5 protein-coding genes are annotated in these 23,393 nt (G+C 68.6%); all 5 read right to left on the bottom strand.

What is annotated here, in order from left to right; genetic code table 11:
• Positions 1-59 precede the first annotated feature (59 nt).
• Positions 60-1,790 (bottom strand): cyclic peptide export ABC transporter, encoded by a 1,731-nt coding sequence (locus BLV92_RS29545; RefSeq protein ID WP_090552555.1) that lies wholly within the window; start codon positions 1,788-1,790, stop codon positions 60-62.
• Positions 1,791-1,879: 89 nt separating this feature from the next.
• Positions 1,880-2,707, bottom strand: coding sequence for an ABC transporter ATP-binding protein (locus BLV92_RS29540; protein WP_373681870.1), 828 nt, complete (start codon positions 2,705-2,707; stop codon positions 1,880-1,882).
• 49 nt (positions 2,708-2,756) lie between these two features.
• Positions 2,757-4,973, bottom strand: a complete 2,217-nt coding sequence (locus BLV92_RS29535; protein WP_166676613.1) for a TonB-dependent siderophore receptor — start codon at positions 4,971-4,973, stop codon at positions 2,757-2,759.
• A 227-nt stretch (positions 4,974-5,200) separates the two neighbouring features.
• Complete coding sequence (locus tag BLV92_RS29530; RefSeq protein ID WP_167627165.1) at positions 5,201-20,065, bottom strand: non-ribosomal peptide synthase/polyketide synthase; 14,865 nt, start codon at positions 20,063-20,065, stop codon at positions 5,201-5,203.
• 123 nt (positions 20,066-20,188) lie between these two features.
• Entirely contained in the window at positions 20,189-23,383 is a 3,195-nt protein-coding gene (locus tag BLV92_RS29525) for a non-ribosomal peptide synthetase (RefSeq protein ID WP_167627164.1), read from the bottom strand.
• Between the last annotated feature and the right edge of the window lie 10 nt (positions 23,384-23,393).

Genomic DNA, 23,393 nt, shown 5'->3' with positions numbered 1-23,393 from the left:
GGACCGCCACATGCCGCCTGCGTGAAAGACGCCTGCTCCGGTCGAGCCGTTTGTTGCAACTAGCTGCCGAGCTTCTGCAGATCCTCCCCCGCCTTCACATGCACATACGCAAACGACGCGCCGTCGCCCTGCTGCACGATCTTGCCGTCGCGGATGCGGATGATCTTGTCCGCGCCACCAAAATAACGGTCGTCGTGCGACACCACGATCAGCGTCTTGCCCTGCCGCTTCAGTTCCGGCAGGAACTCCGTGTAGAAGATCCGGCGGAACGTCGGGTCCTGATCGGCGGCCCATTCGTCGAACATCATGATCGGGCGCTGCTCCAGCAGCGCATGCACGAGCGCGAGCCGCTTGCGCTGCCCGGTCGACAGGTCGATCGTCGAGAACACGCCGTTCTCGATCCTGACCTTGTGCGCGATCTCGAACTGTTCCAGATAAGCGGCGGCCTGCACGATCAGCGCGGGGTCGCTCGCGACGATGTCGTCGAACAGGTGGTAATCGGAAAACACCGCGGAAAACAGTTGCCGGTAATCGTCGAGGCCGTCCGGTCCCACCGGCTCGCCATCGAGCATCAACTGGCCGCCTTGCGGCGCATACAGACCGAGCAGGATCTTGATGAGCGTGGTCTTGCCCGACCCGTTCTCGCCGATGATGAACAGCGTTTCGCCGCGCTCGATCTTCAGGTCGATCGGCCCGAGCGTGAACGGCGGCGCATCCGACACCTTCGGAAACGCGTAGACGACCGAGCGCAGTTCGATGCTGTCCGGCTGCCGCGCATCGCGCCGCTCGCCATCGGTCAGCACGGCGGTCAGCAGCCGCGCCTCGCGGGTCTGGAACTGCGCGGACAGCTCCGCGATACGCCGGAACGAGATGCGCGCCTGTGACAGCGTCGGCAGCACGCCGGCCAGTTGCTCCACCGGTCCGCGCACGTACAGCAGCACGATCACGAAGCCGCTGACCACGCGCGAATCGACACCGAGTTGATGCTGCATCAGCAGGATCACGCCGATCACGACGAAGAACAGCGTCGAGCCCACCGCGCCCGCGCCGTAGAAGAGCCGCATCGCCTTGATCTTCAGATCCGAGATGCGGTCGGCCGCGTCGGTCAACTGAACGCCGTACACCCGCAGCCGCCGCTCGCGGTTGATCCGCAGTTCCTTCGCGCCCTCGGTGATCGCGCGGTACTGCTTCTGCAGATCGTCCTGCGCGGTGCGCACGCCCTCGTAGTGGCGCGCCCACTGGCCCGACGCGTACTGGTTCACCAGCGCGCCGAGCACGATCGCGATCGCGGCGATCACGAACAGCACCGGCGACAGGATCAACATATAGCCGATGCAGCCGATGGCCACCGCGAGCGCCACCGCATAACTCGGAAAGCCGAACGTAAACGCGCTGACCGTGTCGATGTCGCTGTTCAGCGTCGCAAGCAGCCGGTGGATCCGGTAACGCTCCAGTTCGGGGATCGGCGCGCAGACGATGCGCGACGCAATGTCCTTGCGCAGCGCGGCGATGATCTTCTGGCCGGTGACGCTGTTCGCGATGCCCGCGATGGCGTTGCCCGACAGCGTCACGACGCACAGCAGCACGAACGTGCCGACCATGCGCCCGGTGATGCCGCCCGGCGCGTGCAGTCCGTCGTTGATCACCGCGAGCAGCCATGCGGTGCACAGGCCGCTCACGCCGCCCATCGCGGTCGCGACGAGAACGATCACCCAGTATGGCCGCAGCAGCCGGAACACCGCTTTCGCAAAGCTGCCGCCGCCCGCTACCGAATCCGAGTCATTCATCATTTGCGTGTCCTTCAGTTCGAGGGGCGTGCCGGCCGGCCGCGCGGCGCATGAAGTCCGGCTGCGTCGCGCGCTCGCGCAGCGTGTGCCGCCTAGCGCGCGAAGCTGATCAGCGCGCCGCTCTCCGGATGGCGAAACACCCCCATCGGTATGCCGTAGATCGATTCGAGCACGTCCTCGCGCATCAGCGCGTCCGGACAACCGGCCGCCAGCACGCGGCCGTCGTGCAGCGCGATCATCTGGTCGCAGAAGCGCGCCGCGAGATTCACATCGTGCAGGATCACGACGACGGTCAACTGCTCGCTGTCGGTCAGGTCGCGCAGCAGTTGCAGCACGCTCACCTGATGCGCGATGTCGAGCGCCGAAGTCGGCTCGTCGAGCAGCAGGCAGCCCGCATCCTGCGCGATCAGCGCGGCCACCCATGCGCGCTGGCGCTCGCCGCCGGACAGCGTATCGACCATGTGGTCCGCGAACCGCTCGACGTCGGTCAGCCGCATCGCGTCCTGCACCCGCGCGCGATCGTCGGGGCCGAAGCGCCCGAGCGCGCCATGCCACGGATAACGGCCGAGCGCGACGAGTTCGCTGACCGTCATGTCGAGGTTCTGCGGCGTGTATTGCGGCAGATACGCGACCTGCTGCGCGAACTCGCGCGCGCCCCACGCGGACAGCGGCCGCCCGTGCAGCAGGATCTCGCCGGAGCCGGGCGCCTGCTGCCGCGCGAGCAGCTTGATGAGCGAGCTTTTTCCCGAGCCGTTATGCCCGATCAGGCCGATCATCTGGCCGCGGCCGGCCTGCATCGAGACCGCGTGCAGCACGACCCGGCCGTCGGCGACGAAGCCGGCCGAACGCACGTCGATCACCGGAGCCGGGCCGCCCGCGCTTGCCTGCGCGGCCGGCCGGACCGTCTCGATACTGGCTATGGACACCTCGCTACCCTCGTGGCCCGGTCCGTCATCGGTCGCATTCGGATCACCAGTCCAGCTTGGCGGTCGCGATCACCGACCGCTCCAGGCCATAGTAGCAGCCGTTCACGCACGACTGCACGTAGCGCCTGTTCAGCAGATTGTGCGCGGTGACGCCGACAGTCATGCCCTTCAGACGCGGATCGACCCGTCCCAGATTGTAGTGAACCGCCGCGTCGAGCAGCGTGAACGACGGCACCCGCAGCGTGTTGGACTGGTCGAAGGTCGCGCTCGTGAAGCGCACGCCAAGGCCGGCGCCGAGGCCCGCGAGCGGCCCGCGGTGGAAGTCGTACTCGCCCCACACCGCGATCGCGTTCAGCGGAATCGCGAAGATGCGGTTGCCGACGTCGCCGTTGTTCGATTTCGTCACGACCGCGTGCGTGTACGTGTACGCCGCGATGATGCCGAAGTCCTCGGTGAGGTTCGCGTGCGCTTCCAGTTCCGCGCCGCGCGAGCGCACCTCGCCGGTCTGGATGCTGTTGTTCGGATTGCTCGGGTCCTGCGTCAGCACGTTCTGCTGCCGGATGTCGAACAGCGACGCCGTGACCATCATGTTCACGTTGCGCGGCTCGAACTTGACGCCGACCTCATACTGCTTGCCCGTGGTCGGCACGAACGGCTGGCCGTAGGCGTTGGTGCCGATCGTCGGCTGGAACGACGTCGAATAGCTGAAATACGGCGCAATGCCGCTGTCGAACCGGTACAGCAGGCCGCCGCGCCACGTGAACGAATGGTTCGACTGCGAAGTGGACGTCATGCCGAGGAAGTCGTCGGTCGTCGAGCTGACGTAGTCGCGCCGCGCGCCGAGCGTCGCATACCAGTGGCCGAAGTTGATCTGGTCCTGCGCATAGACGCCGATCTGGTTCAGCGACTGGCTGTTGCGAATGTAGTAGTCGCCCGGCGTATAGGGCGGCAACGCCATCGAATAGTTCGGATTGAAAATGTCCTGCGACTGCACGTACGCGTCGGCCTCGGTGTCGCGCGCGACCGTGTGCTGGAAATCGAGGCCGACGAGCACCGTGTGCTTCACCGGGCCGGTATCGAACTTGACCTGCGCCTGATTGTCGAGCGTGAAGCTGTTTTCCCAGCTCTCGTCGAGGAACTTGTCGCGAACCAGGGTGGTGCCGTCGAGACTGTCGCCCTGCACGCTATGGAACACGAAGCCCGTATGCATGAAGCGGGCGTTCTGGCGGACCGTCACGTTGTCGTTGAACGCGTGCTCGAACTGGTAGCCGACCGACGCCTGATTGCTTTCGGTCGTGTTGAAGCCGAGGTCGCCCGAATAGAAGTTGTACGGGATCTGCCCGGCCGGGTTCGGCAGCAGCGTGCCCTGCGCCGGCAGCTTGTTCCAGAAGCCCATGTTCGGGTCGCGGCGATAGTCGGCCATCAGCGTCAGCTTCGTCGCCGAATCGGGCCGCCACGTGATCGACGGCGCGATCTCGACGCGGTTGTCCTTGGTGTGGTCCACCTGGGTGCCGGTGTCGACGCCCACGGCCGTCAACCGGTACAGCCAGCGATGGTCCGCGTCGAGCGGGCCGCTGAAGTCGAAGCCGCCGCCCACGTGCCCCCAGTTGCCGACCTGCATGAACACTTCGTGCAGCGGCGTGTCGGTCGGCTGCTTCGTCACGTAGTTGATGATGCCGCCGGGCGCGAGCTGACCGTACAGCACCGACGCCGGCCCCTTCACGACCTCGATCCGGTCGAGCATGTAAGGGTCGAACGCCGGCGCGACGAACGTGCCGATCACGAGCGGCAGGCCGTTCAGGTATTCGGTGCGGCCCACGCCGCGCACGTTGGTCGTCGAGTCGAGCTTCGTGTCCGCGCCGTTGATGTCCGTGACGACGCCGGCCGTGTAGCGGAACGCCTCGTTCACGCTGGTGGTCACGCCATAGTCGTCCATCTGGTCGCGCGTGATGACCGAGATCGACTGCGGGGTTTCGAGAATGGGCGTGTCGGTCTTGGTCGCGGCGACGCTGTTGTGCGCGACGTAACCGGTGCCGGGACCGTTCGGCGCTTCCGCGCGCGTTCCCGTCACCGTCACGGCGGGGAGCGTCCGGTCGGCGGCCGGCGCACCCGTTGCCGGCACGCCCGACGCCGCATCCGGCGCCTGCGCAACGAGCGCGTCGGCCGCCGACGCGCTGCCGCTCAACGCGAAGCCGCCCGCGACCGCCGCCACCGACAGCAGATTCGACACGGCGATCGCCACTGGCCTGCGCCGTTGCATGTGACCCGCCATCCGCTTACGTTCCCCCACTCGACCCGACCTGTGACCGCTCATTTTTCTGGTTCCCCTGTCTGTGCAAAACCCCGACGATTTACCCCACATGACGCCCGCCTTTTTTCTCTTAAAAAGATTTATGCGATTGCGAATAATTCCCATTTAGGAAAGTTTTGTCAAGCGCGATTATGGATAAGCCGTTGCACGAAATCATCTGCATATAGCGGCTAATCTCAACGCTGAAGCGCGTTGCGAACGGACTCGACAAACCTCGTGTCGTGAATGATTCTCACGTGATTCGTGTCGGGCAAAAACGACACCGACACCGAGCCGTCGGTGAATGCCGCCCATGCGCCGGCTTCGTTTTCGAGTTCCGGCGACGTCCACCAGAACGCGACGTCGGCCGCGATCCGCTGCGGATCGCTGGTCGCTTCGACGAACTTCCGGTGCCGCACGACGGCGGCGACTTTCGCGAGCAGCGCGTCGCCGTCCGGTCCGTCCGGCACGAGACCGCCCCAGCGTTCCGGCCGTTGCCGCACGTCCGCGATGAAGTCCTCCGCCTGATAGCCGCGCAAGCCGTCGTCGTAGCGCGCCGGCTCCGCGGCGCCCGCCGCCGCGCCGCGCACCGGCGCTTCGCGGTCCACGATGCCGAGGAAATCGACCGTCTCGCCTTGCGCTTCGAGCACGGCCGCGATCTCGGCCGCCATCGTCGCGCCAGTCGACCAGCCGAGCAGCCGGTACGGACCGTCGGACTGCACGCGGCGTATGCGATCCGCATAGTCGATCGCCGTTTCGCGGAACGTCGCGGCCCACCAGTGCGGCTCGGTCAGCAGCGGCGCTTCGATGCCGTAGACGTTCGCCACCTGCTCCAGTCCGGTCGCCAGCGTGCGGTACTCGGCGACGAGGCCATACGCGGGATGGACGACGAACAGGTTGCGCGCCGCCGTCGCGCCGTTCAGCGGCACGACGTTCGCCGCGTGCGCGGGGCCGCCGCTGTCCATCCAGTGCGCGAGCGACGCCACCGTCGGGTTGCCGAACAGCGCGCCGAGCGTGAGGTTCTCCGCCCCCGTTCTGCGGGCGATCGCGACGATGCGCAGCGCGCGCAGCGAATCGCCGCCGATGTCGAAGAAGTTGTCGTCGATGCCGATGTCGGAACGGCCGAGCACGTCCTTCCACAACTCGACGAGCCGCGCCTCGGTCGGGGTCCGCGGCGCGGCGACGGCTGCGCGGCCGCGCGTGTCGGGTTCCGGCAGTGCCTTGCGATCGATCTTGCCGTTCTGCGTCACCGGCAGCCTGTCGAGCACGACGAACACGCCCGGCACCATGTAGCCCGGCAGCCGCGCTTCGAGCGCGCGCCGCACGTCGGCCGCCGCAACCGGGCCGACGACGTAGCCGACCAGCTGCTTCGCGTCGCCGCTGCCCTTGAGTTCCGCGACGGCATCCGTCACGCCGTCGACCTGGCGCAGCGCCGCCTCCACTTCGCCTGGTTCGATGCGGAACCCGCGCAGCTTGATCTGCTGATCGATCCGGCCGAGGAATTCGATCGTCCCGTCAGGCCGGCGGCGGCACAGATCGCCGGTCCGGTACAGGCGCGCGCCGTCGTTCGCGAACGGATCGGGAATGAACTTCTCCGCGGTCTGCGCGGGCCGGTTCAGATAACCGCGCGCGAGCGTGCCGCCGCCGATGCACAGTTCGCCGAAGCCGCCGGTTGGCGCCTCGTTGCCTTCGCCGTCCATCACGTACGCGCTGCGCGACGGATACGGCCTGCCGATCGGCGCGACCGGATGCGCGGCGTCGCCGTGCGTCGTCTCGCGGTACAGACACGCGACCGTCGTCTCGGTCGGCCCGTACAGGTTGTCGAGCCGGATGTGCGCGAGCGGCCCCGCGCGCCATTGCCGGAGCGCGTCGCCGGGCAGCCCCTCGCCGCCGACCGTGATCTGCCGCAGCGACGCGAGCCGGTCCGCGCCCGGCGGCTCACGCAGCCATTGCTGCCAGTACGCGGTCGGAATCCGCGAGAACGTCACGCGCGCGTCGGCGAGATGGCGGCTCATCGTCTCCAGATCCCACGGCTGCGAGCCGCGCATCTCGACCTGGCCGCCGCGCATCAGCGCCGGCAGCATCTCGTGCAGCGCGACGTCGAAGTTGATCGTCGACGACTGCAACTGCTTGTCGGTCGCGTCGATGCCGTAGGTCGCGAGGAAATCGTCCATGTGCAGGCTCAACGCGCGCTGGCTGATCGCGACGCCTTTCGGCAGTCCGGTCGAGCCCGACGTGTAGATCACGTAGGCCAGTTGATCCGGATGGACAAACGCCGCGAACGGCTCGGGCGATTCCGCTTCGAGCGACGCGACCGGAACGGTCTTGCGGCCCGACAGCAGCGCCGCCATCCGCGTTGTCGTGTCGTCGTCGACGATGACGCGGCTCACGCCCGCGTCGTCCATCATGTACGCGAGGCGGTCGGCCGGATAATCGGGATCGAGCGGCACGAACGCCGCGCCCGACTTCATCACGCCGAGCAGCGCCGCGACGAGTCCGGCCGAGCGGCGCATGCAGATGCCGCAACGCTGGTCCGGCCCGACGCCCAGCCGCGCGAGACGCCGCGCGATGCGGTTCGCCCATGCGTCCAGTTCGCGATAATCGAGCCGCTCGCCTTCGCAATGCAGCGCCGGCGCATCCGGCCGCAGCCGCGCCTGCGCGGCGATCCGTTCGATCACCGGCACGAATGGATGCTCGACCGGCACGGTGCGATGGCCCGCATCGACAGAAAGAACGACTTCGCCCACGCGCATCGCCGGGCGCGACGCGACTTGATCGAGGATCTCGACGTAATGCGCGAGCATCCGTTCGACGTCGGGCGCGTCGAAGATGTCGAGCGCATACGTCAGCGACACGGTGAGCGCGTCGTCGTCGATCGCGGTCAGCACGAGGTCGAAGCGCGCGGTCTGCGCGTCGTCGCGCAGCGGCGACACCGCGAGCCCGGGAAGCGGCGTCTGCGCGCGCGCCGGCCGCAGATAGTTCAGCATCGTCTGGAACAGCGGCGTATGGCTGACGCTGCGCGCGGGCTGCAACGCATCGACGAGCCGCGCGAACGGCAGGTCCTGATGCTCGTGTGCTTCGAGCACGTGGCGGCGGACTTCGTCCAGCAGCGCGTCGAAGCGCGCGGCGCCGTCGAGCGTCGCGCGAATCACGAGCGTATTCACGAAGAAGCCGATCAGCCCTTCGGTCTCCGCGCGGTCGCGGCCGGCCGCCGGCACGCCGACGCGGATGTCCCGCTGCCCGCTGTAGCGCGCGAGCAGCAGATGCCACGCGGCGAGCAGCGCGATGAACGGCGTCACCTGCTGGCGTTCGCACAGTTGGCGCAGCGCGCCCGTCTGCGCAGCCGACAGACGCCGCTCGACGCGTCCGCCTTCCGCGCCGCGCAGGCCGGTGCGGCGGCGCGCGGCCGGCAACTCCAGCGTCGGATGCTCGTCGCCGAGCCGCTCGCGCCAGTACGCGACGAGGTGCTGCACGCGCCGCGCGTCGAGCCGTTCGCGCTGCCACAGCGCATAGTCGCCGTACTGGATTGGCAGCGGCGGATCGCCGTCGGCCGGCGCCGCGCCGTTGACGATCGCCGTGTACGCGCGCACGAAGCCGGCGGTCAGGATGTCGAGCGACCACGCGTCCGACACGATGTGATGCATCGAGAAATGCACGACGTGCGCGGACGCGGACAGCCGGATCAGCGCGACGCGCAGCAACGGTCCGCGTTCGAGATCGAACGGTTCGAGCGACAGCGCGCGCAATAGCGGACGAAGCGGGTCATCGCGGGCGGGGTCGAGGTCGTGTTCGGCCCAGCCATACTGGCGGTCGCCGACGACCTGCGACGGCACGCCGTCCTGTTCGTCGAAGCGGGTGCGGAGCACTTCGTGCCGGTCGACGAGGTGATCGAGCGCGCGGCGCATCGCATCGACATCGAGGACGCCGTCGAAACGCAGCGCGCCGACCATGTTGTAGGCGGCGCTTCGGGTATCGAGCTTCCACAGGAACCACAGACGCTCCTGGCCGTCGGAGAGCGGGATTCTCGCGACGTCCGGGGCGCGCGGCCGGATCGGGTGGTCGGTTTGCGCGTGGCTGTCGCGCAGCGCGGCCGCAAGACGGTCGAGCCTGGGGTGTTCGAACAGCGTCTTCAGTGCCAGCGGCACGCCGGATCGTTCGGTGAACTTCGACGCCACCTGGATCGCGGAAAGCGAGTGGCCGCCGAGTTCGAAGAAGTTGTCGTGGCGGCTTACGCGAGGGACGCCCAATACGTGCTGCCAGATTTGCGCGAGCGTCGTTTCGGTTTCGCCTTGCGGGGCTTCGTGGTCGTGTCCCTGCGATCGAGTGTTTTCTGGCTCCGGCAACGCGCGGCGGTCGAGTTTGCCGTTCGGGGTCAATGGCAGCGAATCCAGCACCATCACCACCGATGGCACCATGTAGTCCGGCAACGTCTGCGCGAGTTGGCTGCGTAAGCTCTGGCCATCCAGTAGAGCATCGTTGCGCGCCGTCACGTAGCCTATTAACCGCGTGCCCGATGCGCTCTCCTGCGTGAGCACCACCGCTTCCGATACGCCCGGCTGGTTCAGCAACTGCGCCTCGATTTCCCCCAGTTCGATACGGAAACCCCGCACCTTCACCTGATGATCCAGACGGCCCGCGTATTCGAGTTCGCCTTGTGCGTTCCAACGCGCCAGGTCGCCCGTGCGATACAGCCGGCTGCCGTCCTCGGCGAACGGATTCGGCACGAACCGCTCCGCCGTCAGGCCCGCACGGTTCAGATATCCTCGCGACAAGCCCTCACCCGACACGTACAGTTCCCCCTCGACGCCGACCGGCGACAGGTTCATCTGCGCATCCAGCACATACACGCCGAGATCCTGGATACGCTCACCGACCGGGCTGCGTTGGCCGTTCAGGTCCGCCTGCGTTATCGGCCGGTACGTCACGTGCACCGTCGTCTCGGTGATCCCGTACATGTTCACCAGACGCGGCTTCTCATCCCCGAAGTGGTCGAACCATGGCCGCAGCGTTTGCGGCTCCAGTGCTTCGCCGCCGAAGATCACCAGTCTCAGTGACAGGTTTTTTCCGTCGTACAGCCCAGGCACCGCCATCAACTGCCGGAACGCGGAGGGCGTCTGGTTCAGCACCGTCACACGCTCGCGATGCAGCAACTCCGCGAATTCTTCCGGAGAACGGCTCACCAGATACGGCACGACTACAAGACGACCGCCATGGCACAGCGCGCCGAATATCTCCCACACAGAGAAGTCGAACGCATACGAGTGGAACAGCGTCCACACGTCGTTCTCGTTGAAATCGAACCAGTGCTGCGTCGAGGTCAGCAGCCGCGCGACGTTGCGATGCGTGAGTTGAGCGCCCTTCGGCCGCCCGGTCGAGCCTGACGTGTAGATCACATACGCAAGGTTCGATTCGTGCACCGGTACTAAAGGATCGGTTGCCAGTTCCATCGACACGTCCAGCGTATCGATCAGCAGCGTCCGCACCTCGGACGATGACGGCAACCGCTCAACCACCGACGACTGCGCCAGCAGCAACGCAATCCCGCTGTCCCCGATCATGTACGCCAGCCGGTCCAGCGGATAGGAAGGATCGAGCGGCACATACGCGCCGCCTGCCTTCAGTATCGCCAGCAAGCCGACAACCAGTTCCAGCGACCGCTCCATCGCGAGCCCGACGCGCACTTCCGGGCCAACGCCGAGCGCGATCAACCGATGCGCGAGCCGGTTAGCGCGCGCATTCAGTTCGCCATAACTCAGCGCATGGCCTTCGCAAACAACCGCCACCGCATCGGCCCGCCGCGCCGCCTGCCGTGCGATCTGCTCATGCAGTGGCAGCACCGCCTCATCAACCGAACAAGCCGAACCCCACCCCAGCAACAGCCCCCGCTCGCCGTCATCACCCAGCGCAATCTCACCAACCGCCCGCTCCGCACGATCGACCAACGCCTTCAGAACCCCCACCGTCCACCCGGCGATCCGCTCCACCGTCTCCGCATCGAAAAACCGCCGGTCGAAGCCATACTGAAGCGAAAGCCCGCCCGCCTGCGTGACCACGACGGTCAACGGATAGTTCGTCTGCTCGCGGCCGCTCGCCTCGTCGAACGCGAGGCCGTCCGGCGCGGCGTCCTTCAGCGCGGAATCGACCGGGTAGTTCTCGAACACGACGATGCTGTCGAACAGGCCGCCGCCCGCGCCGGCCCACTGCTGGATGTCGTGCAGCGGCGTGAACTCGTGCTCGCGCATCTCGACGTTCTGCGCCTGCAAGTCGCGCAGCCAGTCGCCGACCCGCCGATCCGCGCGCGCGCCGACGATCACCGGCACCGTGTTGATGAACAGCCCCATCATCCGCTGCGCGCCCGGCACGTCCTCCGGCCGTCCGGCCACCGTCGCGCCGAACGTGACGACCCGCTGTCCGGTGCAGCGCGACAGCAGCAGCGCCCACGCGCCCTGCACGACCGTGTTCAGCGTGACGCGCTCGCGTTTCGCGAACGCCGACAGCGCGTCCGCGAGCGCGGCGTCCAGCGTCACCGTGCAGTCGCCCTGTCCGCTTTCGCCGCGCGCGGGGTCCGGCGCGCCCGCGAGCCGCGTCGGCGCATCCAGGCGCGCAAGCTGTGCGCGCCACCAGGCTTCGTCGTCGCGCACGTCGCGCGACAGCCGCCACGCGATGTAGTCGCGATAGCGTCCGCCCGAAGGCGGCAACGGCTTGCCTTCATACGCGCGCAGCACTTCGCCGAGCAGTTGCGACACGCTCCAGCCGTCGAGCAGCATGTGATGGTGCGTCCAGACAAAATGGTGCCTGCGCCCGCCGGTGCGCACGAGAACCAGCCGGTGCAGCGGCGCGGTTTGCAGGTCGAAACCGCGCGCAACCTCGGCCGCCGCGAGTTCGCGCAGCGCGGCGTCCTGGTCGTCGCGCCCGCGCCAGTCGAACGCGGCGAACGGCGCCTCGACCGACTTCACGACGCACTGCATCCAGCGGTCGCCGCACGGCACGAAGCCGGTCCGCAGGATTTCGTGACGCGCGGTCACGGTCTGCCACGCGCGGCGGAACCGCTCGACGTCGAGCCCTTCGATTCCGATGCTCAACTGCGTCAGGTACGCGCCGCCGTGCGGCTCGTAGAGCGTATGGAACAGCATCCCCTGCTGCATCGGCGACAGCGGATACAGATCCTCGATCGCGGCCGCCGGCACACGCAGCGCGTCGAGTTGCGGCTGCGCGAGCGCGGCCAGCGGAAAATCGCTCGGGCTGACGCCCGCCGCGCCGCTCGTGCAATGCGCGATCAACTGTTCCAGTTCGTCGCGGAACGACCGGACCAGCGCGTCGATCGCGGCCTCCCGATGACGCTCCGCGCTGTAGCCGAGCGTCAGCTTCAGTTCGCCGCCGTACACCTGGCCGTTCACCGACAGTTCGTGTTCGAGCGGGCTGTCCGCGTCGCGCGTCGCGCCCGGCGTTTCGCGCGCGGGTCGCCATGCGGCCGCTTCGTCGAAGCTCCCATCGAACTGCCCGAGATAGTTGAACACGACGCTGGAGCGCGGCGCGGCCGACAACGCCCGACGATCCACCCCCGCGCCGGCATAACGCAGCAGCCCGTAACCGAGGCCGCGCTGCGGCGCCGCGCGCAGCGATTCCTTCACGCGCAGCAGCGCGTCGCCCGGATCACCGAGCGGTTCGAGCCGCACCGGGTACAGGCTCGTGAACCAGCCGACGGTGCGGCTCACGTCGATGCCGTCGAAGAGATCCTCACGGCCGTGGCCCTCGACGTCGATCCGGATGCTCGACTCGCCGGTCCACCGGCACAGCGCGCGGCCGAGCGCGGTCAGCAGCAGATCGTTCACCTGAGTGCGGAACGCCGCCGGCGCATCGTGCAGCAGCCGCGACGTCGCCTCGCGGGTCAGCGTCAGCCCGGTCCGGCGCTCGTGGCGCAGCGTGGCCGCACCTGCGGCGCGCACGTCGGGCAGTTGCGACGGCGTGTCGAGCACCGACAGCCAGTACGGCAGTTCCGCGCGCACCGTGTCGCCCTGCGCGTGTGCCGCGAGCCGGGATGCCCACTGGCGGTACGAGTCGGTCGAATGCGGCAACTGGATCGCGTCGCCCGCTCGCGCCTGACCATACGCGGTCCGCAGATCGTCCAGCAGGATGCGCCACGACACGCCGTCCACGACCAGATGGTGAGCCGCGAGCAGCAGGCGTTCGGAACCGTCCGGCAGACGCAGCAGCAGCGCCCGCAACAGCGGGCCGCGCGCGAGATCGAGGCTGCGTTGCGCGTCGTCGCACAATGTCTGCATCTCGTCGAGGCCCGCCGCATGGCGGACCCACAGGAGGTCGCTGGCGGCGGCGTCGGTCGCGTAGGTCTGCGTCCACTGTCCCGGCGCGTGCTGCACGTAACGCAGCCGCAGCGACGCATGATGATTCACCACCTCGACCAGCGAGCGCTCCAGCGACGGAACGTCCAGCGCGTCGCGGCTCGTCAGCAGCACGGCCTGGTTCCAGTGGTGACGGTTCGGAATCTCGTGCTCGAAGAACCACGATTGAATCGGCAACAGCGGCGCTTCGCCTTCGATCGGTTCGTTGCGGGCCTGATGAACGTCCAGCGGCTGCGCGACGGTCGCAAGCTGCGCGACCGTCTGTTGCTCGAACATCTGGCGGGCCGTCAGTTTCAGGCCCGACTGCCGCGCGCGCGCGACGATCTGCAAACTCAGGATCGAATCGCCGCCGAGTTCGAAGAAGTTGTCGTGGCGGCCTACGCGAGGGACGCCCAATACGTGCTGCCAGATTTGCGCGAGCGTCGTTTCGGTTTCGCCTTGCGGGGCTTCGTGGTCGTGTTCCCGCGATGGGGTGTTTTCCGGCTCCGGCAATGCGCGGCGGTCGAGTTTGCCGTTCGGGGTCAATGGCAGCGACTCCAGCACCATCACCACCGATGGCACCATGTAGTCCGGCAACGTCTGCGCGAGTCGGCTGCGTAAGCTCTGGCCGTCCAGTGGCGCATCGTTGCGCGCCGTCACGTAGCCCACCAGCCGCGTACCCGATGCGCTCTCCTGCGTGAGCACCACCGCTTCCGATACGCCCGCCTGCTTCAGCAACTGCGCCTCGATTTCCCCCAGTTCGATACGGAAACCCCGCACCTTCACCTGATGATCCAGACGGCCTGCGTATTCGAGTTCGCCTTGCGCGTTCCAACGCGCCAGGTCGCCCGTGCGGTACAGCCGGCTGCCGTCCTGGACGAACGGATTCGGCACGAACCGCTCCGCCGTCAGGCCCGCACGGTTCAGGTATCCCCGCGACAGCCCTTCGCCCGATACGTACAGTTCGCCTTCCACACCGACCGGCGACAGGTTCATCTGCGCATCCAGCACGTACACGCCGAGATCCTGGATACGCTCACCGACCGGGCTGCGTTGGCCGTTCAGGTCCGCCTGTGTTATCGGCCGGTACGTCACGTGCACCGTCGTCTCGGTGATCCCGTACATGTTCACCAGACGCGGCTTCGCATCGCCGAAGTGGTCGAACCATGGCCGCAGCGTTTGCGGCTCCAGTGCTTCGCCACCGAAGATCACCAGCCTCAGCGACAGGTCCCTTCCGTCGTACAGCCCAGGCACCGCCATCAACTGCCGGAACGCGGAGGGTGTCTGGTTCAGCACCGTCACCTGTTCTCGATTCAGCAGTTCGACGAACTCTTCCGGAGAACGGCTCACCAGATACGGCACGACTACAAGACGGCCGCCATGGCATAACGCGCCGAATATCTCCCACACCGAGAAGTCGAACGCATACGAGTGGAACAGCGTCCATACGTCGTTCTCGTTGAAATCGAACCCGTGCTGCGTCGAGGTCAGCAGCCGCGCGACGTTGCGATGCGTGAGTTGCGCACCCTTCGGCCGTCCGGTCGAGCCTGACGTGTAGATCACATACGCGAGGTTCGATTCGTGCACGGTTACAACCGGGTCCGTCGCCGGTTCCGCAGACACGTCCAGCGCATCGATCAGCAGCGTCCGCACATCGCACGATGACGGCAACCGCTCAACCACCGCCGACTGCGCCAGCAGCAACGCAATCCCGCTGTCCCCGATCATGTACGCCAGCCGGTCCTGCGGATAGGAAGGATCGAGCGGCACATACGCGCCGCCTGCCTTCAATATCGCCAGCAAGCCGACAACCAGTTCCAGCGACCGCTCCATCGCAAGCCCGACGCGCACTTCCGGTCCGACGCCGAGCGCGATCAACCGATGCGCGAGCCGGTTAGCGCGCGCATTCAGTTCGCCATAACTCAGCGCATGGCCTTCGCAAACAACCGCTACCGCATCGGGCCGCCGCGCCGCCTGCCGCGCGATCTGCCCGTGCAGCGGCAGCGTCGCCTCATCAACCGAACAAGCCGAACCCCACTCCAGCAACGTTCCCCGCTCGCCATCATCGAGCAACCCGACTTCACCGATCGCCGTCGCCGGATCGCGAACCACCGCCTCCAGCACCGCCCGATAATGCCGCCCGAACCGCTCGATGGTCCCCGCGTCGAACAACCCTGCCGCATAAACAAAGCTGAGCGTGATATCGCCGTCGCCATCCTCGATCACATTCAGCGTCAGTTCGAACTGCGCCGCGCCAGGCCCCGCGTCGTACCCGCTCACGCGAAGCCCCGGCAGTTCGTCCAGAACCCGATAGTCCTCCTTCTGATAGTTGAACATCACCTGAAACAGCGGCGTGTGAGTCAGGCTGCGCTCGACGCCGAGCGCATCGACGAGCACGTCGAACGGCAGATCCTGATGCGCCTGCGCATCGAGCGCGCGCGTCTTCACCTGGTCGAGCAGCGCGCCGAGATCGGCGACGCCGTGCAGATCCGCCCTCAACACCTGCGTGTTCGCGAAGAACCCGATCAGCCCTTCGACCTCGACGCGCTCCCGGTTCGCGATCGGCACGCCGACGCGGATGTCGTGCTGCCCGGTATGGCGATGCAGCGTCACGTAAAACGCGCTCAGCAGCACCATGAACGGCGTCGCGCCGCGCGCGCGGGCCATTCCTCGAATGGCGTCCGCCAGCCCCGCGTCCAGCGCGACCTGATGACAGGCTGCCTGTGAATCCGCGAGCGCATGGCGCGGACGATCGGCCGGCAGCAGCAGCACCGGCTGCTCGCCGCCCAGTTGCTCGCGCCAGTAGGCAAGCTGCCGTTCGCGCGCGCCGCCGTCCAGATACCGGCGCTGCCACACCGCGTAATCCGCGTATTGCACCGGCAGCGCCGCGACAGCGGCCGCTTCGCCGTCGAGCCGCGCGCGGTAGTGCGCGACGAGTTCGCGCAGCAGCACGTCCACCGACCAGCCGTCGGTAACGATGTGATGCATCACCATCACGAGGATGTGCCCGGACGCGTTCAGCCGGATCACCGCGACCCGCAGCAACGGGCCGGCCACAAGATCGAACGGCTTCGCGCGCACCCGCGCGGCGAGCGTCGCCGCATCGGCCTCCGCATCGGCAGCGCCGGACAGATCGACGAACCGGTAGTCGTAATCGGGCTGCGCCGCGATCCGCTGCGAGACGTTGCCGTCGCTATCGGCATCGAACGTCGTGCGCAGCGACGCCTGGCGCAGCACGACCGCATCGAGGCTCGCGCGCAGCGCATCGACGTCGAGCGCCCCGGCGAGCCGCAGCCCGCCGCCGACGTGATACGCGCTGCTATCCGGCTGAAGGTTCCACAGGAACCACAGCCGCTGCTGCGCGTACGACAGCGGCAGCGCGCCGTCCCCCGGCACGCGCACGAGCGGCGCGGCCGCGGCCTCCTCCGCATCGGCCGGCGCGATCGCACCCGCGAGTTGGGCGACGGTCTGATGCTCGAACAACTGGCGCGGCGTGATCGCAATCCCGGCGCGCACGCTGCGCGCCACCGCCTTCAGGCTCAGGATCGAATCGCCGCCGAGTTCGAAGAAGTTGTCGTGCCGCCCGACGCGTTCGACGCCGAGCACGTCGCGCCACACGTCCGCGAGCACGGTTTCCGTCGCGCCGAGCGGGGCCTCGCAGGCACGCGTCCCGAACGTCGGCGCCGGCAGCGCGTGGCGGTCGAGCTTGCCGTTCGGGTTCAGCGGCAGCGCATCCAGCACGACCAGCGCGGACGGCACCATGTAATCCGGCAGCGTCGTGGCGAGGCGCGCGCGCAACGCGGCGGTGTCCAGCGTATGGCCGTGGTGCGGCGTCACATAGGCGATCAGCCGCGTGCCTTCGCCGCTGTCGCGCGGGATCACGACCGCCTCGCGCACGCCGTCGCACGCGAGCAGTTGCGCGTCGATCTCGGCCGGCTCGATGCGGAACCCGCGCACCTTCACCTGATGATCGACGCGGCCGAGGTAATCGAGCTGCCCGTTCGCGTTCCAGCGCACCAGGTCGCCGGTGCGGTACAGCCGGCCGCCTGTCGCGCTCCATGGGTCCGGCACGAACCGCTCGGCCGTCAATCCCGGCCGGTTCAGATAACCGCGCGCGAGCAGATCGCCGCCGATATAAAGCTCGCCGGTCACGCCGGGCGGCACGACGCGCAGCGACGCGTCGAGCACGTACAGGCAGCGCCCGCCGAGCGGATCGCCGAGCGGCACCGCGCTCATCGCGCCGGGTTCGTCGGCCGGCACGCGGTCGCAATCGAACGCGCTGACCGTCACCGCCGCCTCGGTCGGCCCATACGTGTTGCGCAGGCCGATCTTGCCCGCGTACAGCCCGCGCCACTTGCGCAGCGCGGACGCGGACATCGCCTCGCCGCCCGCGTGGACCCGGCGCAGCGGCCCGAGGTCCGCGTCGGGCAGCGCGGCGAAGTCCTGAACCAGCATCTGCCAGTACGCGGTCGTCAGATCCGCGACCGTGATGCCGTGACGCCGCACCTCGTCGCGGAACCGCCCGCTGTCCCACAGCGCCGGCCCGCGCATCACCACCGTCGCGCCGACGCACAGCGCCGGAAACAGTTGCTCGACGAAGCCGTCGAAGTTCGCGGTCGAGAATTGCAGCACGCGGTCGTCGCTTCCGATGCCGAAGAAGCCGGTCGATACCTGCACGTGCCGCGCGAACGCGTCGTGCGCCATCGCGACGCCCTTCGGGCGGCCGGTCGAGCCCGACGTGTAGATCACATACGCGAGATTCGCCCGTTGCGCCTTCACGCGCGGATCGGCCGAAGGTTCGCCTGATACGTCCTCTTCGTCGATCGCCAGCACATGCACGCCGGGCGACGCCGGCAGGCGGCCTGCCGCGCGCGACTGCGTGAGCAGCAGCGCGACGCCGCTGTCCGCGATCATGTACGCGAGCCGCTCATGCGGATACGACGGGTCGAGCGGCACATACGCGCCGCCCGCCTTCAGGATCGCGAGCAGCGCGACCGCCAGATCAACCGAACGCTCGACGGCCAGCCCGACCCGCACGTCCGGCCCGACGCCGAGTTTCGTCAGCCGGTGCGCGAGCCGGTTCGCGCGCGCGTTCAGTGCGCGGTAGTCCAGTGCCTCGCCGTCGCAGATCAGCGCGGTCGCGTCACCACGCTCATGCGCCCGCGCGGCGATCCGCTCGTGCACGACGGCCGGCGCGGCGTCCTGCTCCGGTCCGCGTCCCCTCGCGAGCAACGTCTGCCGCTCGCGTTCGCCAAGCAGGTCGAGTGCGTCGATCGTCATGCCCGGCGCGCGCGAAACGTCGTCGAGCAGGCCGACGTAGTGCGCGCACAGACGCTCGACGGTCGCGGCGTCGAACACGTCGCGCGCATAGCTGAAGGTCACGTGCAGCGCGTCGCGCGTTTCGACGATGTCCAGCCCGAGGTCGAACTGCGCGACGCCGTCGGCCGCGTCGAACGGCTCGATCCGCAGCCCGGCGACCGGCGCATCCGGCACGTCGACGCCGCGCTGATGGTTGAACGTGACGTTGAAGAGCGGCGTCTCGCCGGTGCGGCGCACCGGCTGCAACGCATCGACGAGCCGCGAGAACGGCACGTTCTGGTGGTTCTGCGCTTCGAGCATCCGCTCGCGCACCTGCGCGACGAGCGCGCCGAACGTCGCGGCCGGCGACACGTCCGCGCGGATCACCAGGGTGTTCACGAAGAAGCCGACCAGTGGTGCGACGTCGGGCGACTCGCGCCCGGACACCGGCATGCCGACGCGCACGTCGGCCTGCCCGGTATAGCGGTACAGCAGCACGTCGAGCGCGGCCATCAGCACCATCGGCAGCGTCGCGCCCGCGCGCCGCGCGAGTTCCCGCAGCCGCTGCGCGACGGCCGCGTCGAGCGTCGTCGCCACATTGCCGCCAACGCCGTCGCGCGCCGCGCCGGGGGCGCGGTCGAACGGCAGCGGCGGATACGCGTCCACGTCGCCGAGCAGCGCGCGCCAGTAGCCGATCTGCGCGTCGAGCGCCGCGTCGTCGAGCCATTCGCGCTGCCAGCCAGCGTAGTCCGCATAGCTGATCGCCGCGTCGGGCAGCGTCGCGCCGCGGCCGGTCGCGCGCGCGTGGTACAGGTCGAGCAGTTCCTTCACCAGCACCGACATCGACCAGCCGTCGGTCACGATGTGATGCATCGACAGATGGAACACGTGGTCGTCGTCACCGAGCTTCAGCAGCGCGGCCCGGAAGAGCGGCCCGCGTTCGAGGTCGAACGGCGCGCCGGCGATGCCTTGCAGCGCATGGCTCGCGGCGGCCTCGCGCTCCGGCTTCGGCAGTGCAGACAGATCCTTCTCGACCCAGCCGTACACCGGCTCGTCGCGCACGCGCTGGCGCGCATCGCCATCGACGTCGACGAACAATGTGCGCAGCGCCGGATGACGCACGACCAGTTCGCTCAGCACGCCGCGCAGCGCGTCGCGCGCGAGCGGCCCGCGCACCCGCACCGAACGCGGCACCACGTAACCCGCGCTTTCGGGGTCGAGCTTCCACAGGAACCACAGCCGCTCCTGCGCAATGGACAGCGGAAACAGGTCCGTCTCGCGCGGCAGCGGCACGATCGGCAACTGGCCGACGTCGATGCCGTTCTGCCTGACGAGCGCGCGGAACTGCGCGCGCTTGTCCGCGGGCAGTTCCGCATAGTGTTCGGAGATCTTCAGCAGCTCGTCTTTTTCCGCAATGTTTTCCATCGTCTGTCTCGTCAGGACGCCCGCGCCGGACGGCGCGGCGTCGTTCGGCCCGCGCGCGGCGCGGCGGCGGGCCGGCATGCCGGATGAGCGCCTCGCCGGCGCGGCGCGGCGCGTCAGTTCGCGTTATTTCACCGCTTCGATCAGCCGTTGCAGCGTGGCCGCCACGGCCTGCTGTTCGGGTTTCGCCTGCTGGTCGACGTGCTCCGCGAGACGCGCGACGCTCGGAAACGCGAGCATGTCCTTCGGGCTGATCTTCAGGCCGGCGCGGCGCGCCTTCGCGATGATCTGCAGGCTCAGGATCGAGTCGCCGCCGACGTCGAGGAACGCGTCGTGCACGCCGATGTCCGCGCGTTGCAGCACCTGTTGCCAGACCGCGAGCAGCGTCGCCTCGGTCGGCGTGCGCGGGGCGGCAGGCGCGGCGGGTCCGGCCGCGTGCTCCAGCGACTGCGCGAGCGCCGCGCGGTCGAGTTTGCCGTTCGGCGTCAGCGGCAGCGCGTCGACGACCTGCACCGACGACGGCACCATGTGGCCCGGCAGGCGCTCGCGCAACGCGGTGCGCAACGCGTCGGCGTCGAGGCCGGTTCCGCATGCCCATGCGGCCAGCGTCGCTTCGCGGTCGTCCTTGCGAAGCGCGAGCACCGCGGCATCGCGCACGCCGGCCAGCGTGCGCAGCACGCCGGCGATCTCCTGCGGCTCGATGCGGAAGCCGCGAATCTTCACCTGATCGTCCGCGCGTCCGACGAACTGGATCGCGCCGCCGGGCAGACGGCGGCCGAGGTCGCCGGTGCGATACAGGCGCGCGCCATTAACCGACCACGGGTCCGGCACGAACCGCGCGGCCGTCAGCGACGGACGCGCCCAGTAGCCGGCCGCGACCCCGGCCCCGCCGATGTGGATCTCGCCGACCGCGCCGGCCGGCGCCGGGTCGCCGTCCGCGTTCAGCACGTGCAGGCTCGCGTGCCGCAGCGGACGGCCCAGCGCGGGCGCGCCGCCCTGTTCCGTGGCGTCGATCTCGCCGGCCACCGCGCCGATCGTCGTCTCGGTCGGACCGTAGTGGTTGACGATCCGGCACGACGGCTTCAGCGACGCGACCCGCAACGCGAGCGCACGCGGCGTCGCCTCGCCGCCGAGGATCAGGCAGCGCGCGGGGATCGCGTCGGCAGCGGCCGCCGCCTGCATCAGCCCGCCGAAATGGCCCGGCACGATCTTCAGCGCATCGACCGCATGACGGCGCATGTAGTCGGCGAAGCGGTCCGGATCGAGCGCGCGCTCGTCGCCGATCAGGTGCAGCGTCCAGCCGTTCCACAGCGCGCCGAACAGCGCCGTGTAGCCGAGGTCCGCCGCGGGCGTCGACACGCATGCGATGCTGCGGACGTCGTCCGGCACGCAGCGCGTGACGCCGTCGAGATACGCGGACACCGCCGCATGACTAACCGCGACGCCCTTCGGACGGCCGGTCGAGCCGGACGTGTAGATCAGGTATGCGTAACCGTCGGTGTAGGGCGTGTCGTCGTCGAGCGGCGCTCCGTCGAAGCGCGCGTCCGGGTGCGCCAGCGCGACTTGCTGCGGACGCCACGGCGCGTCGGCGTCGGCGTCGGCAATCGCGCAGCGAGCGCCGCAATCCGCGATCTGCCAGGCGAGGCGTTCGGCCGGCGCGTTCGGATCGAGCGGCACATACACGGCGCGCACGCGCCATGTCGCGAGCAGCGCGACGACGAGCGCCGCCGAGCGCGGCAGGCAGACAGCGACGCGATCCTGCGCGCGAACGCCCCGCTCCCGAAGCGCGCGCGCAAGCCGGCCGGATTGCGTCCACAGTTCGGCCCACGTCAGCGTGTCGTTTTCATCGCGGATCGCGCACGCGTCGCCGCGCGTATCGGCGTATCGCCGCACGCGTTCGGGCACGGGTTCGAACGACGGCGTGACCGGCGGCTCCGCCGCGACGCGCGGCGCGAGATCGGCCACCCGTTCGACCGCCGGATCGACGAAACGCCCAAGCACGTCGATTACCTGGTCCAGCAGCAGCCCGGCGGTCGGGTGATCGATCCGGCTGGTGTCGTATGCGACGGCGACTTCGAGTTCGTCGCCCGGCACGACGATCAGGCTGACCGGATAGTGATTGCGGCCCGTCGTGTGCGCGTAGCCGTCCTCGGTCAGCCTGCGCCCTTCGGCAAGCGACGCGATCGACAGCGACGAGTCCGCCATCGCGAACCGGTCCACCGGAAAATTCTCGAACACGAGCGCGGTGTCGAACAGCGGCTGCTCGGCGGACAGGCTCGTTTGCCGCCGGATCGTCGCGAGCGGGTGATGCGCGCGGCGGCCGATCTCCAGCGTGGCCTGCTGAAGCGAGCGCAGCCAGTCGACAAGACCGTCCGCGCCATCGACTGTCACCCGGCAGGGCAGCGTGTTGATGAAGAGCCCCGCGATCCGCTCGACGCCATCCAGTTCCGCCGGCCGGCCGGACACCGTCACGCCGAACACGACGTCGCGCGTGCCGGCATGCGCGGCAAGCACCCACGCCCACGCGCCTTGCAGCAGCGTGCTCACGGTCAGGCGATGCGCACGCGCGAACTGTGCGAGCGCGGTGGTCCGCCCGCGCGGCACGCGCACGCTGCGCTCCGCGAAGCCGCTGCCCGGCTGCGATCCGCCGCCGACGTTCGACGGCAACGCGGTCGGCGCGTCGAAGCCCGCCAGGTGCGTGCGCCACCAGTCGTCGTCGGCGCTCTGCGTCGTCAGCCACTTCACGTACTGCTGGAAACCGGGCGCAGGGTCGAAAACCGGCGCCTGCCCCGCAACGAGCGCATCGTATGCGCGCAGCACGTCGCCCAGCACCATCGCGAAACTCCAGCCGTCGAGCTGGAGATGATGGAACCGCCAGACGAACCAGCGACGCGAGTCGGCGATGCGGATCAGCCGGACGTCCAGGTCCGCGCTGCGGTCGAAACGATAACCCGCGTCGCGCACCGCCTGCCATTCGCGCGCGAGCCGTTCCGTCTGTGTTTCCGCGCCTGCCGGTCCATTCGACTCGCGCCAGTCCTCGACGACCGGATCGAGCGGCGCATCGCGATACACGACCTGCACGGGACGGTCGAGTTCTTTCCAGCGCACGTCGGTGCGCAACACCGGATGACGCGCGACGACCGTCTGCCACGCGCGCCAGAACAGGCGCTCGTCGAGCGCGCCGTCCAGCTCGAAAACCTTCTGCGTGTAATACGGATCGCGCCCGCCGGCGAGGCCGTACGACAGCATCCCTTCCTGGAGCGCGGTCAGATAGCAGATCGCCTCGACGTTGCGCTTGTCCCGCATGTTCTGCGTCGGCATGTCGGCCTCG

It is taken from the genome of Paraburkholderia caballeronis, from assembly GCF_900104845.1.
Taxonomy (GTDB): Bacteria; Pseudomonadota; Gammaproteobacteria; order Burkholderiales; family Burkholderiaceae; genus Paraburkholderia; species Paraburkholderia caballeronis.
Note: the sequence above shows the minus strand (reverse complement) of the source record. Positions and strands in the feature narration are given on the sequence as shown.

Excerpts from the sequence above, each read along its gene's own strand:
- BLV92_RS29530 (WP_167627165.1), bottom strand. The coding sequence starts at position 20,065 with ATGGAAAACATTGCGGAAAAAGACGAGCTGCTGAAGATCTCCGAACAC.
- BLV92_RS29535 (WP_166676613.1), bottom strand. The coding sequence starts at position 4,973 with ATGCAACGGCGCAGGCCAGTGGCGATCGCCGTGTCGAATCTGCTGTCG.
- BLV92_RS29545 (WP_090552555.1), bottom strand. The coding sequence starts at position 1,790 with ATGATGAATGACTCGGATTCGGTAGCGGGCGGCGGCAGCTTTGCGAAA.
- BLV92_RS29525 (WP_167627164.1), bottom strand. The coding sequence starts at position 23,383 with ATGCCGACGCAGAACATGCGGGACAAGCGCAACGTCGAGGCGATCTGC.